Genomic DNA, 15520 nt, shown 5'->3' with positions numbered 1-15520 from the left:
GTTTCCGATTTCAGCGGGGTTGACTCGTTGCCGATGCCTGCTCCGCGAATGCCTCGGCGATTCATCGAGCCGTTGTATCAACGCTCAGACGCTTCGCCTCGGGCGTAGCCTTCTCTCCAGTACACACCATCCGCCCGTATCGTCGTCCGATCGAGGATGCGACGCTGATCCACCGAGATCGGCGTAGCACGATGGGCAACCCGAAAGTTGTCGGCGATGACGACATCGCCTTCGAGCCAGTGATGCACGTATGTGGCATGCACGCGGGAAAGGTGATCGTTCAGATCGAGCCGCAACGCCATGAACTGTTCGCTCGTATAGCCGACGATGCGGCCGGTAAGGCCGACATTGAAGTAGAGCGACGGCTCTCGGGTGACAGGGTGTCGCATGACGAGTGGATGTTTTATTTCATTTCGATGAACGGTGATGAGGCCGTCGATTGAGGCCTTTCGTTCATCTGGAAAGGCTAGGTACGCCTCCCGAAGATCGGTAAAATGCGTCTCACCGCCATCGTCCGGTTGCGCAATCAAATACCAGATCGAAATGGGTGTCGCCTGTGCACGGAACGAGCCGTCGGAATGCCAGTAGTGCCCAACGTTTGCATAGCCATCCGAGGGACGGCTGGCGACGCGGAAAATTTGAGGAAAATCGGCCAACTGTCCTTCACCGGAAGGAAACGTCTCGAGGGTTCCAAAGACTTCCGACATCCTGACCTGATCGGCGGGCGAAAGCTTCTGATTTCGGATGACCAACAAGCCGTGCTCGAGAAGCGCCGTGCGCAACAGATCTTCATCCCTTGGTACCAGAGAAGTCAGATCGACCTCTTCGACGCGCGCGCCGAAGCCCATATTCATCGCGGTGATTTTCATCGTATCTCCGATTGCGGCAGCCATCCCAGGCCTTTTTTTCGCCGGCCGTCCGGCGCAGGTTGGACACGGGGTGGACCCGCGACGGCATGAGGTTCATTCCTCCAGGCGACGCGGTGCTTCATGGGTTGAGGCGTATGCTCAAGTGCCCGAACTCCTTGCCGGCAACTCTACACTTTGCGACCTCCCTTCCAATTTCCTTCAGGACCGTGCAAGTCGCCACAAGAAGGGTTAGGGCGGTGCCGCCGTTTGCCACCGGCACCGCGTGAACCGAGCTCAAGCAGCGTCCGCCTCCAAGCCCGGATAGTCTGTGTATCCCACGTCGTCCCCGCCGTACAGTCCGACGTAGCGCATTTCGTTATACGGGCCGCTACGTGCGATTCGGGCCGGCAGATCAGGGTTTGCAAGAAACATTCGACCAAACGCGACCGCATGAACGTCGCCATCGTCGATGAGTTTGCTTGCGCCTTCCGGCGTGATACCGCAATTGGCGATGATCGGCCCGTGATAATACGGCTTCGTGATCTTAAGAAGTTCAGGAAGGTCGGGGGTTCCTGTCCACGCATTGATATCGCAAACGTGCGCATACGCGACGCCGAATTCCTGCAATATCCGCGAAACGTGCTCATACGTCTCCGACGGATTCGGGTCTCGGACGTTGTTATATCCGGCCGTCGGGGAGATGCGCACACCTACCTTGCTCATTGGCACGACTGTGCCGATGGCGTCAAGGACATCGCCAAGGATTCGCGTTCGGTTTTCCGGCGAACCACCGTATTCGTCCGTTCGGGTGTTGGTGGTAGCCGAGAAAAACTGATGGAGGAGATAGCCGTTCGCAGCATGCACCTCAACGCCGTCGAATCCAGCGTCAATCGCATTTTTAGCCGCAACGCGGTATTCCTCGATTGTTTCCTGAATCTCGCCTTCCGTCATGGCTCGAGACGGCGTCGCCGCAATACGCACGTAGTTTCCGTTTTTCAACAGGCCATACACCTGCAACGCATCGAGATCGTCATTTACGCCTGAGGGAGAAAGTGGCTGTTCTCCCGAAAGGAGCCCGTCTGCGCCCACCCTGCCAGAGTGCCACAGCTGCATGAACATGCGTCCCCCGGCGTCGCGAACGGCTTTTGTAACTCCGCGCCATCCCTCAACCTGCTCCTGCGTCCAGATCCCCGGCGTGTTTTCGAAAGCGCAAGACCGAGGGCTAATGTTGGTAGCCTCGGTAATAATCAGACCCGCGCTTGCGCGTTGCGTGTAGTACTTCGCGTTCAATGGGACGGGAACTCCTCCCTCTCCGGCCCGACACCGCGTTAGCGGCGACATGATAATCCGGTTCGGCGATTCCAGATCGCCGAACGTTACGGTTTCAAACAACGATTGCATTTTTGCTCTCCTACTGTAAGTTTAAGAAACCCGACCAATATTGATCGAAATGAAGTTAGTTTTTCGCTTCAGAGCCGGTCGGCTCGCGTGCCGATTGCATCTTGGGAATGAAGATCAGCGACTGAGCATTAATTCCCGGGCTCGATATCACAACTCCATCAAACTTTCCCGTCGCGAGGCTATAGCGGACCACGTTGTTCAGACCGGACGAGTAAAGGTCTCCGTCGGGACCAAATGTGATGCCGCGCGGGTTCTGCGTGACCCGCTGTCCATCGGCGCCCACCCCGGCGTCAAAAACTCGCTTCAGCGTGCCGGTACGCCCGTCATACTCTCTAACCGTCGTCGTCGCGTGAGGCGAATTGAAGGGAATCTCGCTGCCAGAAAACAGGTCACCGTTCGGTCCTATCTCCGTGTCGGTTGGGCTCAAACCGGCATCGACGACATTGAATGTCGTGACAAGGGTTCCATCCTGCCTGAACCGCAGAATGGTGTTTTCCCCTTCGCCCGTCTGAGGGTTGATTCCGCTCGCGAGGTAGATGTCGCCAATAGCTGACACGGCGAGGCCTCGTGGAAATTTCACGTACTTCCCGGGGACGAACGTTTTGGGTTCGGATGAATGGGCGACGTCGAAGACCACAATACTTTTAGCCGACCGTGAACCCACGTAGTAGCGCCCGTCCTTGCCAAATTTGCTGCCCCCGGGGTTTAGACCCTTGACCAGAGGCAACTGCCCCGAGAAATCACCAGTGCGGCTATCAAACTCAAGAATGCGGTCGTCCCCATTGTTGACCATCACGTGTTTTCCATCAGGGCTAAGCCGAATGCCACGCGGATCATATATTTTTGCGCCGCGCCCGAATTGGCCAAGGTACTGACCTGTGACTGGATCGAATCGGTACACCCCATTTTGCACGGGGCCAGTGGCATATGAAGCGCTCGCCACAAGGAGCTCGTAGCGAGACAAGGGCGTCCCTCCCTCGGCTGCCGAGCACGCTATTGGAATGAGACAGGCCGCGATTGATGCCCAGCTACTTTTCTTCCACATTCATCGTCTCCTAGTAATACGCTAGCCGCACCAGTCACCAGCTAGTTTTCCTTTGCATTAGTCGTCTCCTGGTTTTTAGAAGCGTATTTCGATAATTTCCTGAGATCTACGTGGGCGCTCGAATACCTTCCATTCCATTGCGGAATTCATCACTTTTCGTCGCTTCAACTATCAAAAAAAGGCGAGGCGGCGACGCGATCCGGACAACAGTCGATGGACCATCCTGGCAGGTCATCCGTCCCGCGTACAAGTCGATGGTGATACCGCTCCGTTACGTCGCATGGCTTTCTTGCCTGATGAAGTCCGTTGGTGCTCTTTCGGCTGCGCAGGCGGGTCTAGACTCCCGCGGAGGGTGTGCGAGAAACCATCTTCAAAGGCACCGGCTCTACGGCTTTGTCAGTTTGGCGACGAGAGGCGGAGTTTTTAAAAGATACGAAATCCTAATTCTCTAAGCCAGTCCGCCGCGATGCTCACGAAAATCGTGGCAGGCGGGACCACAGGCGCCCCCGAGCGCAACGCCTTGGTGAACTTTATGCCGCTGGTGCACAAGGCTCGGGGGAACTGAATTGGAGGGCTTTCGCATAACAGTTATTCCGGGGAGGAATAGCATCGGGCGACATCGCGTCGCGTAGGATGTCGAAGCGGGGAGGGGAATAATACGAGATTCTGGATTCCGGAACGAACAGTGGTTTCGAACTTGTGGCGGCGTCGAGAGCCCGATGGCAAGACGTTAGATCACGCACTAGGGAAATTCCCAGCAGAGGTGAGGTTGAGACGGACGATTATGATTAAGTAATCAGGATAACCAATAACAAATTGAAGTTGAAGTGATGAAACGTTCCAGGTCGGAATGTACGGCATACGACTCGGGTTGTTCAAGCGGTTCTTTTCGCCGCCTGGTGCTCAATTCACCGGACGAGACAAGGAAAAGATGTTGGTCAACTCTGATCAACATGGGGGCTGACGAACCAAAAATTAGAGGTTTTTCCGCCGAACGAGCTTTTGTTCACGCAGTGATATGGGATACATAATTCGGCGTATTTCCTAACAAAATGTGCTGAAATCCCGATCCGGAAAAGTGCTGCAAATATTTGGAATACAAAGGAGATTCGAAGAATGGCTGCTTACGTTGTGCTGACTCGCGAGGAAACGACAAACCAGGCGGAACTCGAAGCCTATGCGAGGGAGGCTCCCGCCGCCGCCGAGGGTCACAAGATCTCGTTCCTGGCCTTACACGGAAAGCAGGAGGTACTTGAGGGAAAACCAATCGAGGGGGCCGTCATTCTCCAGTTTCCAACGTTTGAAGAAGCAAAGCGATGGTACGAAAGTCCGGCCTATCAGAGAGCCGCCGCGCACCGGCTTAGGGGGGCAAAGTACCGCGTCTTCATCGTAGAGGGATGCGACTGACCATGGACGCGGCAACTCTTCCCTATCATGCGGGATGAGCGGAAAGCGAAAGTACACCGCCGCACCGCGCAACTGATGACCACCCCCGAAAAGCGGGGGCCGCGGAGCAAATGCGTGTTCTCTTGAGCACAACGAGGTTGCGAAAAACGATGCGTGCAAGCGACAACATGCCTTCTTTCCCTCAAATGCCCGCAAAATGAATCGCCGATACATGGCGGCTTTTGCGGGGTAAGGCGGAGGCTGCTTGTCCAAACCAGACCGATCGTCATTTTCGACTCCGCCAACCCGTCTCATCTCGGCGTGCGCAGAACGTCGTTGCGCGGGTGGCGTGATTGAATACCGCGCTTTTGGGACGCCGGACGGGTAGGGAGAATGTGACGAGACCGCCGACGCGGAAACGCCTATGAAGGAGCAAACGACTTTCTGCGCATGACTTCTTCCACGAACACAGCAAATGCCCGCGACTTCGCGCTCGTCTGCCGCCCACCTTGATAGACGGCCCAAAGGTCCAGGGGCTTTAACTCCCAATCGGTCAGAACCGCGATGACCTTGCCAGTTTCCAACTCGGAACTGAACATCCACTCCGACCCAATCGCAAAGCCGGCTCCTGTGAAGACCGCCTCCCGCACACCCTCCGCAGCGGTAACCAACATGTGCTCCCGCAGCGAAACAGACTTCACCGTGCCATTTTTGCTAAAACTCCAGTTCCATCCTCCACCTGAATTGGGGTAGACGATGGCTTGCAGGCCGGTAAGGTCGTCGGGAGTGGCGGGCGCCCCGACCCGGTGAAAATACGCAGGCGTGCCGATAACGAACCGGTCGCATCTTCCGATCCTGCGGGCAACCAATGCGGAATCTGTAAGAGGACCGAGCCGGAGAGCTATGTCGATGCTTTCTTCGACCAGATTGGTGATCTGGTCGTCTAGCACGGCCTCAACTTTCAGTTCAGGATGCTGCTCCATGAATCCCAGGAGGACGGGCATGATATGCAGTCTCGCAAAGGTGACCGGGGCGCTAAACCGAAGCCTTCCGGATAGTTGTGCGCCCGCGCCCCGGGCTGCGAACTCTGCTTCTTCGATTTCTGCGATTGCCTGCTTCGCCCGCTCATAGAAGACCAGACCCGCATCCGTCATCGACAGTGCGCGCGACGATCGAAATAGCAGACGTACGCCCAAGTGATCTTCGAGTTGTGCGATAACCTTCGAGACAGATGACTGCCCGACTCGCATTTGGCTGGCCGCGGCCGAGAACGACCCGCTGTCAACAACGTGGACAAACGCTGCCATCGCAGCCACGCGGTCCATATGGAGACTCCGTTAGGGCCAGGGGCCAAATACACAAGAACGATTTCCCTAGGTAGCGCGGCCGCGCGCGGCACGAGCATTGCCGGGGGATGCACCTAGGGCGGAGCAATACAAGCGGCCCGCATCAACAACACGCGCCCCCCTTTTGTCTGCTCCACGGTGTATTGCCTTCTGCTTGTCTACAATTTTGATCATGTGCGTTCCGCCGATCGACGGGTAGGTAGCCGAGTGGAATAACTTCCATTCCTGTCGAGAATGGAAAATATATGTTGTCGTTCACCCGGAATTGACCTGCCTGGGCCTGTAGTTTTCATCGGATTTTGACCCGCGTGATTGTATCCCATGCTCAATCCTTGAGCAGGGGATACCGAGGTGATCACGGCGGGCATGCCGGCCAAGATCAGGCGGATGTCTTTCCGCGAGAAGGTCCCGCTGCGCGAGATTGCGCGGCGTACGGGCCTGTCCCGAAACACCGCGCGCACATGGTTGCGCCAGACAGAGACAACCGAGCCGAAGTATCCGAAGCGCACGAGTCCGGGCGTCGTCGACGACGGGGCCGATCGCGTCGCGTGGTTAAAGGCCCTCCCGCTCGCTCAGACTGCCGACGACTACGGGACTTTGCTGCCCTCGCGACTGGCCGCCTCCGCCGACTGACGCACGTTCGCTCGCTTCGTGTAAGGTACTTCCCCTGATGCACGGTTACGGCCATCCGCCATCACGTGATAGCGGCGTCGAAGTTGCACGCCGATGACACGCTCGTTCCCGTGCTGGCCCCAGGCAACGGCACAACCAAGATCGAACAACTATGGGTGTATGTGCACGACCTCGATTGGCTCGAGCATGGAACGACTCTCGCGCTGCCTTGCCAGCAGCCGATTCTCTGCTTGTTTCCGTTCGTTCACAGCGCGATTCGATCACAAAGAGATGCCCGATCAACCGGAGGAATTCGCTGATAGGATCAGGGCGACCACGCCGCGCTTTGGGCAGATTCTCCTTTGCCGCGATCATGTCGCGACGCGCGTGCGCCTTATGCCGAGACCGGCATAAAGCATTATCCTGAGTTGGGTATTTTGCCGAGTCTGGCGTCGTCGACGTTGCGCAGACAGCCATTGCGTATCGGCAAGAGTCAATCCTTGCGACCTTTATGCCCGATCAGCGCGACGCCATAGCATTTTTCCTTGTGAGCCGCGAGGGCAGCGCTTTCTTCCGCCTTGGTGAGCGGCGCCGCGTGCGCCATCGAAGCGAGAAGAGTTGCAACTGCGACAGCGAGGAGGGCGGAACTGACATCGATCTTTGCAGGCGCGAAATTTCTCCAGTAGCAAGGATGGAAGGTATCCGCGGCGAATATGTGAGTTAATTCGACGGATATCGTGAGCTGGTTACCGAGGACGAATTTTTTTGATTCGATGGGCCGCGTCGTGCGCTGAGGCAAATAAGGCATTGCTTCGCTGTAACTGGAGAGATGGCTCAAAGGAAATGGCGACGAGCACGGCGACACACCATGCTTGCCGGAATCGCCCATGCATGCATGCGGCATCGAAATACTGAATGGCGCGCCGGGGCGCCGCGTTGCACATGGGCGATACCGGTCGAGAGCAAATTGATGAGGTCATCCGTTCTCACGCAACGCCGCGTACGCGCGCGGCCAGCTCCTTGATCCCCCGATGAATGCTGACCTTGACGGCGGACTCCGTGAGTCCAGTCAGGCGGGCCGCTTCGCCCACCGAGAGCCATTGCAGATTCACGTGCCGGATCGAAAGCCGCTGCTTGTCCGGCAGATGATCGAGAAGCTTGGCGATGTCGCGGCGCCCATCGACCGGCTCGTCATCGGGTTCGAAAATATGAATTCGTGATCGTCGAGCGGCTCGTGCAGCGATTCCCGCCGTGCAGGCGTCCTGAAGAAATCCATCAAGTTATGGCGAGCTATTGCGTGAACCCACGCGGTTCACGGTCGGTCTTCCGATAGTTAGGTGATCACCGTCGCACTGTTCGCCTCGGGAATAGCGATGACCGGCCTCGCGCCCGGTACCTCGTCCGAGGACAATGGCGCCGGCCGAGTGTCATGTCAAGGATGACTGACGTAGCTCAATCATAGTCCGAGAGGGGCTGATGCGTGTATTCCGACTTGGAATGAAAGCTATTCAATCAATCGCATTTACGGACTTGGGGGGGCGCAATATTCTCTAGAAAAAGAGTGGAGACGAGAGATGTTTAGAGGAATTCTGTGCCTGCCTACGGCTTGTGCGTTCCCGGTCGCGTGTTCTGCTGTCGAAGGAGAAAATTCCTTGTCACGCTATGAACTTCTGGTTGCGAGCGCTTCGTACGTGTCCGGCGCCATCCGGAGCGGCGTGTCCGGGTTTGACCCAGTTACCGGTCGATACCTGGGGCCGTTCGGCTGCGGCGCGAAGATCGTTGGTCCGCGCGGAATCGGGTTAAGGCCTGGGGGCGAGACGGTTATGGCGAACAATGGAGATGACGGGGTAGTGATGTTTAGCTCTACTACAGGAGAATTCGCGGAGCAATTGACTATAGGGCGAAAGGCGAACACTTCGGGCCTCACAACCACCTTCACGAGAACCTTCCCGGAAGCTTCGTGAGTTCGGATTTCATCTTCGCGACCTTCCAGAACGCGGGTATCAGAGTGTTTAACTGTGACGTTTTTGTCGATGAAGAGGCGCTGGTTTATTCGACGGATTACAACGGAGGCCGCTACATCCTCGAATGCAACATATAGTTTTTTTTGCTCTATAGGATGCTCGATGGTTTCCTATAGAGAAACTACATATATAGAGTTTGGAGACAAAGTTGAAAAAAACGCGGGTGGCATTGTGGGCGGCATCGTGTCTCGTCCTGAGCGCGCAAACGGCTCAGGCGCAGAGTAGTGTTACGTTGTACGGCATCGTTGATGCCGGGATTACGTTCACGAACAACTCCGCCGGCCATAGCCTATGGCAGGCTCAAAGCAGCATCGCGCAGGGCAGCCGTTGGGGACTAAAAGGAGCCGAAGATCTCGGCGGAGGCACTCGTGCCGTTTTTCAGGTGGAAGACGGCTTCAACGTCTTCACGGGGAAGATTAGCCAGGGCGGTTCCGAGTTCGGTCGCCAGGCATACGTAGGTCTTTCGAATTTTTCGTTTGGAACGGTGACTTTGGGCCGGCAGTATGATCCTTTGGTTGACGTAATTCAGCCGACCGCGTTCAATTCGTTCGGCGCACTTTTCTCGCATCCGAGCGATATCGACAACACCAACAACGGCTTTCGCGTCAACAACGCGGCGAAGTATGTATCGCCTGCCTGGCACGGGCTTACCCTCGAGGCGATGTATGCCTTCGGTGGCGTTGCCGGCAGCTTCGGGCAAAACAGCACCATATCTGGCGGGTTGAGCTATGCCAGCGATGGGCTCTACCTGGGCGCAGCGTACTTTTTCGCAAAGAATCCCTCCAGCCAGTTCGTCGACGGTAACTTTCAACCGAACGGCAAGCCTGGCGTTTCCAATGGAGTGGGGGCGTTCGGCTACGTTGGCTCCCCCAGCAACATGCAGACGTTCGCTTTAGGAGGAACGTACGTCATCGGACAAGGGCGTATCGGCGCCGACGTCACCGATGTGAGGTTTCAGAATGCGAGTGGAGTGAGGGGTAATACTGTTTCGTTTGCCAACTACGAAGTGTGGGGGCAGTATCACTTGACCGAAGCGTTCAGTGTACAAGGGGGGTACACGTTCACTATGGGCAAGGTCGACTTTAACGACGCGAGGCCTAAATACAATCAGCTTAACCTCATGGTTGACTACAACCTTTCCAAGCGAACGGATGTTTACGCGATGAGTGTGTTTCAGCGGGCATCGGGCGGGGCGAAGGCTGATATCTATCAGGGCGTTGCCGGCCAGGAATCGAGTACCCATGTGCAGACGCTTGCGCGAGTTGGTCTTAGGCACCGGTTTTGAAATGGCCTTGGAACAAGGCCGCATGGTCTTCGGAATGAGTGTAGGAGATCCGGTTGTGATGGTTTAAAGCGAGAGCGACCGGGAAGCAACAGTGTTAGACCGCATTGAGGATCTGACGCTTGATTACTTGTTGGTTGCCACCTTGCACAGCTGGTCAATGTAATCGGCCCACTCCTGCATAACTCGGCGTCGATCGTCATCATGGGTCGTTCTGTCGTAGGCCTTTTGTACATCGCCACGTTTCGCGTGGGCGAGCTGTGCTTTCAGCACGTCGATATCTATTCCCAGTCGTTCTCTTCCCACCGTACGAAGCATGCCGCGAAACCCATGCGTCGCGTGTCTCCCTTGGAAACCCATTTCTCGCAATGCCTTGCTCAACGCATCTCGATGCAGGTGAGGAGTTCCTTGACGGGCCGGGGATGGAAACACGTAGCCACCTTTGCCGGTGAGTGCCTGCGACGCTTTCAGCGTGGCTACAGCTTGCTTAGGTAGCGGCACAATGTGGGCGTGTATTCATTCTTTCTGCGGCGACGTGCCACTCGGCCGCGTCCAGGTCGATCTCGTCCCATGGAGCCGCTGCGACCACTCCGGGGCGCAAACCGGTGAGCATAGTTAGCTTCAGAGCCGCCCTGGTAGTCGGCGACTTGTAAGTATCGATGGCCTTCACGAGCGGGACGATTTCGGTAGGCTTCGTTATCGCCGGGATGTGGCCTTTCTTGTGTCTCGGGATGACGCCGCGCAGCGACAATGGCATGCCGTCGTCTCTCAGACTATGGTGGATTGCGTAGGTCACGATACCGCCCACGTATTGGCGCGCCTTGGTTGCGAGGTTGGGCGCGTGCGCCGCTATTCCTTCCAGTATCGGTTTGACCTCCGATGTCGCGAGCTGCGAGATCGGCTTGTTGCGAAGTGGCGGGATCAAGTATTGCCGTACCACGAATTCCGCTTTTCGATAGGTCTCGTCGACCCACTCCTTGCGTTTGAACGCAAGCCAATTCTCGGCAACCAGATGGAACGCGCCTTCGGCAGCACGTTTTCGCGCAGCGGATTCGGCTCTGCGGAGCGCGACAGGATCCGTACCCTCGCGAACAAAGTTGCGAGCGATCGCGGCAGATTTGCGGGCTTCGACAAGCGGAACCTCGGGGTAGGGGCCAAGGCTGAGGAAGTTCTCCTTCCCCGTGCCTGGGCGACGGTAGCGGAGCAGCCACGTTTTGCTACCGTCCGGCCAGATGCGTAAGGCTAGCCCATTCCCATCCGCGAGCAGGTAGGGGCGCTCGCGCGGTTTGGCGACGCGAAATGCAACTTCGGACTTCGGTTCGACGCGTTTTGGCATGGCCTGGCACCTCGATTCCGTGTATACGCAAAAATCGTCGATGCCACCGGTCCATGGCAGCTATCGGCGGAAACAAAAAACCCCGTAAGACCTTGATCTTACGGGGTTTCTCGGACTTCTGCGGCTTTTTCCGGAACTGCTGTTGGTGCCCAGGAGAGGACTCGAACCTCCACGGAGTTACCCGCTAGTACCTGAAACTAGTGCGTCTACCAATTCCGCCACCTGGGCTTGCTTCAAGCTAGACCGCTATTCTAAGGTGATGGCGGAAAGTGTCAATTGGGAAAGTGAATTATTGACGAGGAGGGAGCCAGGCTCGCACACAGTGCTCATGCGTTTCGCTCATTGGCGTGGGAAATGAATAAGGCCGGCTTACGCCGGCCTTATATAAGTCTTGGTGCCAAGAGAGGACTCGAATATGACATGTAATATATTGATTAATAAAGAATAAATTTACTTTCATGTGCGCCATGCATGGACTTGTATACGCAATGATCTCGTACGTGTGGCTTGACTGTCGAGAGGCGAAGTGTTGCTTATATGTAGTTTCGAAATAGGGAAAGATTGATTCGTCTGCAGATTGCCGTTGCTGGTGCGCGATGGCGCGGCGCCCACGCCTGCGGGCGAAGCACTTTTGAGGCACATACAGGTGGTCAGGGCGCTCGAAACGGATACGCTCAAACCAATCAAACCGCAAGGGAGCGAACGCACGCGAGTTGCCATCGCGCTCAATGCTGATTTCGGAATTGGCCCGCGAGACGGGCCTCTCACGTGAGACGGTGCGCTTTTATGTGCGTCTTGGGTTGCTGTTGCCGCAGACCACCGAGAAGGGCGGCCGACAGGTATACGCCGAGCCCGCCGGCCGTTTTGCCGTTATACACGGCAGCCGCGCCGTTGCTTTGCGCGTGAGGCGTCCGGCCGGCGACAAAGGCTCCAGCGGTACCCGACTGGCGATTCTTGACCGACGGTGCATGCGCCGTCGCTTCGCGTATCGACCATCCTTCTAAATAATAAGGATCACTACGCAGATGCCGACGCTGCCGGCGACGACGACGCTCACGCTGGCACGCAGGTGCAGAGCAGTAGTGCTGATTCGGGACCTGCGGGCGAGGATAAAAAGAATTGCCTCAGGCCGCGCGGCTCTGCGCTCTTCGACTCGGAATAATGTTGCATCGATGAATCGGTCTCTATAGATACGGCGAACGGAAGGAACGAAGAGGGGAGCGGTCATAAGCGAAATCGTTTTGTTTGAGCGGCTTAAAGGTCACTAAAAATAGCTTTTCCTGTTCGCCAGGTCCATGAGAGCTCCGTGACATGGCTCTGCTAACGTTTTGTGAAAGATGGTTACGGAAAACGCAATCCAGCTTTACTGTGGCTGACGATCACGGGCATCTGGCAGGGCGGCGGCATCGTCGGACTGACCGGAAACAACCTCAAATTCGACAACGTCGAAGTTGACGGGCGTTATTTCGTGACGCCGACGTTCAGTCTGGGCGCATCCTATACGTACACGATGGGTCGCTTCGAGTCGTCGACGGGGACGCTCAATCCGCACTGGAACCAGGTGATGGGGCAGGCGGACTACTTGTTGTCGAAGCGGACCGATATCTATCTTGAAGGTGTTTATCAGCACGTCAGCGGCGGTGGGGGCAACCCGGCCTTTGATGCAGGCGTGTTCAATCTGACGCCCGCATCGGGCAATGAGCAAGTCGTCGTGGCCCTTGGGATGCGCCACCGGTTCTAACCAGCCAGGTTTCGGCCGGCCGCCGGTCCGCGCTTCGATAATCCCTGCCGGTGTTGCACGATGGGTGTGGCGGCGGGCAAAACCTGCTTGGCGGCGCTCGAGTCGAGGTTGAGCAGCAATGCTGCAAATTCGAGGTGTCAGGCGCAGGTATAAGTCGAAGTAATGGCATCAATGCCATCATTGTATTTTTCGGAACGGAAGTCGCTCCTTACACTGCAAGCCATGCAGTCGTGAACTGCGGATCGCTAAAGCCAGTGTAATGAATTGTCGTGATCAAACTTCACTCCTTTAGACGCCAGAAAATTCGCTATGAACGATATTCCAATGTGCAGGAGGCTTTCCTGTCGCTCGCATGTTCACTTATTTGCTGGCGACAACTAAAGCCACTTCTTAAACAATTTCGCAACAGCTTCTTAATGAGCCCGGCAGATGGAATTTAATCGCCGTCGTCCATGATGCACGCTATTGCGCTTCCCCTGTGTCAGAAAGAACATGAATCAGCTACAAGCAATGCGGGTGTTCACACGTGTGGTCGATCTGGGTAGCTTCAGTCTGGCTGCCCAACAGCTAGGCTTATCGACGGCGGCGGTGACGCGCAGTGTCGGCATGCTGGAAGCGCATCTGAACATGCGCCTTTTGAATCGCACGACGCGCAGCCCGTCGCTGACGGAAATCGGCAAAGACTATCTGGACGGCTGCCGCACGGTCATCGAAAAGCTGGACGAGATGGAATCCAATCTCGTCCAGGCCACGCGCGACCCGAGTGGTACGCTGCGGATTGCGGCGCCGATGACGTTCGTTGAAGCTGGCCTCGGCGCGTTGCTCGCGTCATATCGATCCTTGCACCCGCGCATCGATTTCGACGTGACGACGTACGACAGGCAAATCGATATCGTCGAAGGCGCTTTCGATGTGTGCTTCTCGGATGACCGGCGACTCGCCCGCTCGACGCTCGTGAGCCGCCGCCTGACGAGCGTGGAGGAAGTGGTCGTCGCGTCGCCCACGTATCTTGCACGGCATGGCGCCCCGCGCGATCCATCTGCATTGAACGGCCATAGTCTACTTTCGGTATCGAACGGTTCGCCGCGCATGTGGGAGTTCAGCGGTGCGAAGGGCGTCTGTCGCGTCTGCACCGGGCGCGGCATCAGCGCAACGAGCAGCGCGATGGTTCGCATGGCGGCACTGAATCACATCGGCATTGCACTGGTGGCGGCGCCGCTGGTGGCGGACGATGTTGCGCGCGGCACGCTCGTGCTGCTGCTCAAGCAATTCGAAGTGAAAGGCGGCCCGCGCCAGATTTCGATTCTCTATTCCGGCCGCAATAACCTGTCGAGAAAGATCCGCAGCTTCATCGATTTCACCGTGAACCGGTATCGTGCGCCCGAAAAGCCGGTCGCGCTGCGTGCTGTCGCCTGAGAAAGCTTCGAAACATGGCAAAGGTACTGACGATCGAGGACGATGAGCTGATCGCGCGTGACTTCGTGCGTACTAAGGCTTTTCGTTTTCGCGGTTAAACCTGTATTGCCCCACGGGGGGCCTGCGTCACCGGTTCTGACCTTCCAGCGCACGCCGGGCTCTGCGCACTGCGCGCCGTCTCAACAGGACAAAAGCGTCGGCAGATGCATGTGGCCGAGCAGATCCCGGGTGACGCTGCCGAGCATTTTCTCCCACAGTCCGGCCCGTCCATGGGCGCCCGCCACGAGGAGGTCCGCGCCCTGTTCGAGAGAGGCCGACTGAAGCAGTTCGCCGACCGGACCATCTACGACCGGCAGCGAATGCCCATGCACGTTCGGGCAGTGCCGGCGCAGATGGTCGAGAACAGTCGCGGTGGGCAGCCGGTCGGGGCGCGACAGCCCAGGCGCGTCGACCAGCAGCACCGTCGTGCGCTCTGCTCGCCCGATCAACGGCAACGCATCGGAGAGCGCACGCGCCGAGGCACGACTGCCGTTCCAGGCGACGGCAATATGGCGCCCGAGCGTCGCGTTCGCGCAGTTGACCTCCGGCAGTTCGCCTGACGGAGGAACGATCAGCAATGGCCGCCCAATGGAGAACAGCATGGCCTCGGCAAAGGAGTATTCGTCGGGCAAGTCGGGGTCTTCGTCGGTATCGTGGCCGACGATCGTGAGGTCGGCGTAGCGCGAGTACTGCGGGACGACCCGGCTTGCCTGTCCTTCGATACATTGCCAGACGGTTTCCACGCCATAGGCGTGTCCGTGTTCGCCGAGCAGGACTTGTAGCTCAGCCGCGTGCGCGTTGAGCTCCTGCTCGATGTCTTGACTGAGTGCATCGGCCTGCTTGCCGGACACCAGCCCCAACTCCGAGCTTTTCAGCCGCTGCGCCTGAGCGATGCTGTATTCGCGCACATAGAGCGCAGTGAGCCGCGCACCGTGGCGCACGGCAAGGCGTATCGCCATCGCCAGGCGCAACTTGCCGGATTCGCTCGCGTCCACGTGAACCAGTACGTTCCTGAGTGCCATATGTCAGTTCCTGTCGAACGAA

General features: G+C 57.2%; 12 protein-coding genes, 1 tRNA gene and 4 pseudogenes. 7 read left to right on the top strand and 10 right to left on the bottom strand.

Annotated elements, in window-relative coordinates:
• Positions 1-77: 77 nt before the first annotated feature.
• The 3 genes from J3489_RS13095 to J3489_RS13085 form a co-directional block, all read right to left on the bottom strand.
• Complete coding sequence (locus J3489_RS13095; protein ID WP_206998580.1) at positions 78-869, bottom strand: TauD/TfdA dioxygenase family protein; 792 nt, start codon at positions 867-869, stop codon at positions 78-80.
• Positions 870-1142: 273 nt separating this feature from the next.
• Complete coding sequence (locus tag J3489_RS13090; protein WP_206998578.1) at positions 1143-2249, bottom strand: alkene reductase; 1107 nt, start codon at positions 2247-2249, stop codon at positions 1143-1145.
• A gap of 55 nt (positions 2250-2304) precedes the next feature.
• Positions 2305-3045, bottom strand: a complete 741-nt coding sequence (locus tag J3489_RS13085) for an NHL repeat-containing protein (protein WP_206998576.1) — start codon at positions 3043-3045, stop codon at positions 2305-2307.
• Between the two features lie 1365 nt (positions 3046-4410).
• Between J3489_RS13085 and J3489_RS13080 the strand changes: the two genes are divergently transcribed.
• Positions 4411-4701, top strand: a complete 291-nt coding sequence (locus tag J3489_RS13080) for a DUF1330 domain-containing protein (protein WP_206998574.1) — start codon at positions 4411-4413, stop codon at positions 4699-4701.
• Between the two features lie 401 nt (positions 4702-5102).
• Here J3489_RS13080 and J3489_RS13075 read toward each other — a convergent pair whose 3' ends face one another.
• Entirely contained in the window at positions 5103-6005 is a 903-nt protein-coding gene (locus J3489_RS13075) for a LysR family transcriptional regulator (protein ID WP_206998573.1), read from the bottom strand.
• Between the two features lie 372 nt (positions 6006-6377).
• Between J3489_RS13075 and J3489_RS38800 the strand changes: the two genes are divergently transcribed.
• Complete coding sequence (locus tag J3489_RS38800; protein WP_374193451.1) at positions 6378-6659, top strand: hypothetical protein; 282 nt, start codon at positions 6378-6380, stop codon at positions 6657-6659.
• A 50-nt stretch (positions 6660-6709) separates the two neighbouring features.
• Positions 6710-6829, top strand: a pseudogene (locus J3489_RS13065) (IS66 family transposase); the annotation flags it as partial.
• 305 nt (positions 6830-7134) lie between these two features.
• Here the strand turns inward: J3489_RS13065 and bufA1 are convergent.
• Together bufA1 and J3489_RS13055 are read right to left on the bottom strand one after the other, a co-directional pair.
• Positions 7135-7296: pseudogene (bufA1, locus tag J3489_RS39070) on the bottom strand (BufA1 family periplasmic bufferin-type metallophore); the annotation flags it as partial.
• Positions 7297-7624: 328 nt separating this feature from the next.
• A pseudogene (locus J3489_RS13055) lies at positions 7625-7950 on the bottom strand (sigma factor-like helix-turn-helix DNA-binding protein); the annotation flags it as partial.
• Between the two features lie 860 nt (positions 7951-8810).
• Between J3489_RS13055 and J3489_RS13050 the strand changes: the two are divergent.
• Entirely contained in the window at positions 8811-9947 is a 1137-nt protein-coding gene (locus J3489_RS13050) for a porin (protein WP_206998570.1), read from the top strand.
• Between the two features lie 123 nt (positions 9948-10070).
• On the opposite strand, the gene J3489_RS37615 is transcribed toward J3489_RS13050, so the two are convergent.
• The 3 genes from J3489_RS37615 to J3489_RS13040 all read right to left on the bottom strand — a co-directional run bounded on the left by J3489_RS37615 (position 10071) and on the right by J3489_RS13040 (position 11508).
• Complete coding sequence (locus tag J3489_RS37615) at positions 10071-10325, bottom strand: hypothetical protein (protein WP_242539998.1); 255 nt, start codon at positions 10323-10325, stop codon at positions 10071-10073.
• 106 nt (positions 10326-10431) lie between these two features.
• Positions 10432-11280, bottom strand: coding sequence for a tyrosine-type recombinase/integrase (locus J3489_RS13045; protein ID WP_242539997.1), 849 nt, complete (start codon positions 11278-11280; stop codon positions 10432-10434).
• A gap of 143 nt (positions 11281-11423) precedes the next feature.
• Positions 11424-11508, bottom strand: a tRNA-Leu gene (locus J3489_RS13040).
• Between the two features lie 500 nt (positions 11509-12008).
• Between J3489_RS13040 and J3489_RS13035 the strand changes: the two genes are divergently transcribed.
• From J3489_RS13035 to J3489_RS13020, 3 genes and pseudogenes are all read left to right on the top strand, one after another.
• Entirely contained in the window at positions 12009-12284 is a 276-nt protein-coding gene (locus tag J3489_RS13035) for a MerR family DNA-binding transcriptional regulator (protein WP_206998568.1), read from the top strand.
• A gap of 374 nt (positions 12285-12658) precedes the next feature.
• Positions 12659-13021, top strand: a pseudogene (locus J3489_RS13030) (porin); the annotation flags it as partial.
• A gap of 492 nt (positions 13022-13513) precedes the next feature.
• A complete protein-coding gene (locus J3489_RS13020) occupies positions 13514-14437 on the top strand; it encodes a LysR family transcriptional regulator (RefSeq protein ID WP_206998562.1) in 924 nt (307 codons plus the stop codon).
• Positions 14438-14616: 179 nt separating this feature from the next.
• Here the strand turns inward: J3489_RS13020 and J3489_RS13015 are convergent, their stop codons facing one another.
• The gene (locus J3489_RS13015; RefSeq protein ID WP_255555067.1) at positions 14617-15498 is read right to left on the bottom strand and encodes a universal stress protein; all 882 of its coding nucleotides are present in this window, start codon (positions 15496-15498) and stop codon (positions 14617-14619) included.
• Positions 15499-15520 lie beyond the last annotated feature (22 nt).

Source organism: Trinickia mobilis (assembly GCF_017315705.1).
In the GTDB taxonomy this organism is placed as follows: Bacteria; Pseudomonadota; Gammaproteobacteria; order Burkholderiales; family Burkholderiaceae; genus Trinickia_A; species Trinickia_A mobilis.
This window is presented reverse-complemented; position numbering and strand designations above follow the sequence as displayed.

Excerpts from the sequence above, each read along its gene's own strand:
- J3489_RS13095 (WP_206998580.1), bottom strand. The coding sequence starts at position 869 with ATGAAAATCACCGCGATGAATATGGGCTTCGGCGCGCGCGTCGAAGAG.
- J3489_RS13090 (WP_206998578.1), bottom strand. The coding sequence starts at position 2,249 with ATGCAATCGTTGTTTGAAACCGTAACGTTCGGCGATCTGGAATCGCCG.
- J3489_RS13080 (WP_206998574.1), top strand. The coding sequence starts at position 4,411 with ATGGCTGCTTACGTTGTGCTGACTCGCGAGGAAACGACAAACCAGGCG.
- J3489_RS13075 (WP_206998573.1), bottom strand. The coding sequence starts at position 6,005 with ATGGACCGCGTGGCTGCGATGGCAGCGTTTGTCCACGTTGTTGACAGC.
- J3489_RS13045 (WP_242539997.1), bottom strand. The coding sequence starts at position 11,280 with ATGCCAAAACGCGTCGAACCGAAGTCCGAAGTTGCATTTCGCGTCGCC.
- J3489_RS13035 (WP_206998568.1), top strand. The coding sequence starts at position 12,009 with ATGCTGATTTCGGAATTGGCCCGCGAGACGGGCCTCTCACGTGAGACG.
- J3489_RS13020 (WP_206998562.1), top strand. The coding sequence starts at position 13,514 with ATGAATCAGCTACAAGCAATGCGGGTGTTCACACGTGTGGTCGATCTG.
- J3489_RS13015 (WP_255555067.1), bottom strand. The coding sequence starts at position 15,498 with ATGGCACTCAGGAACGTACTGGTTCACGTGGACGCGAGCGAATCCGGC.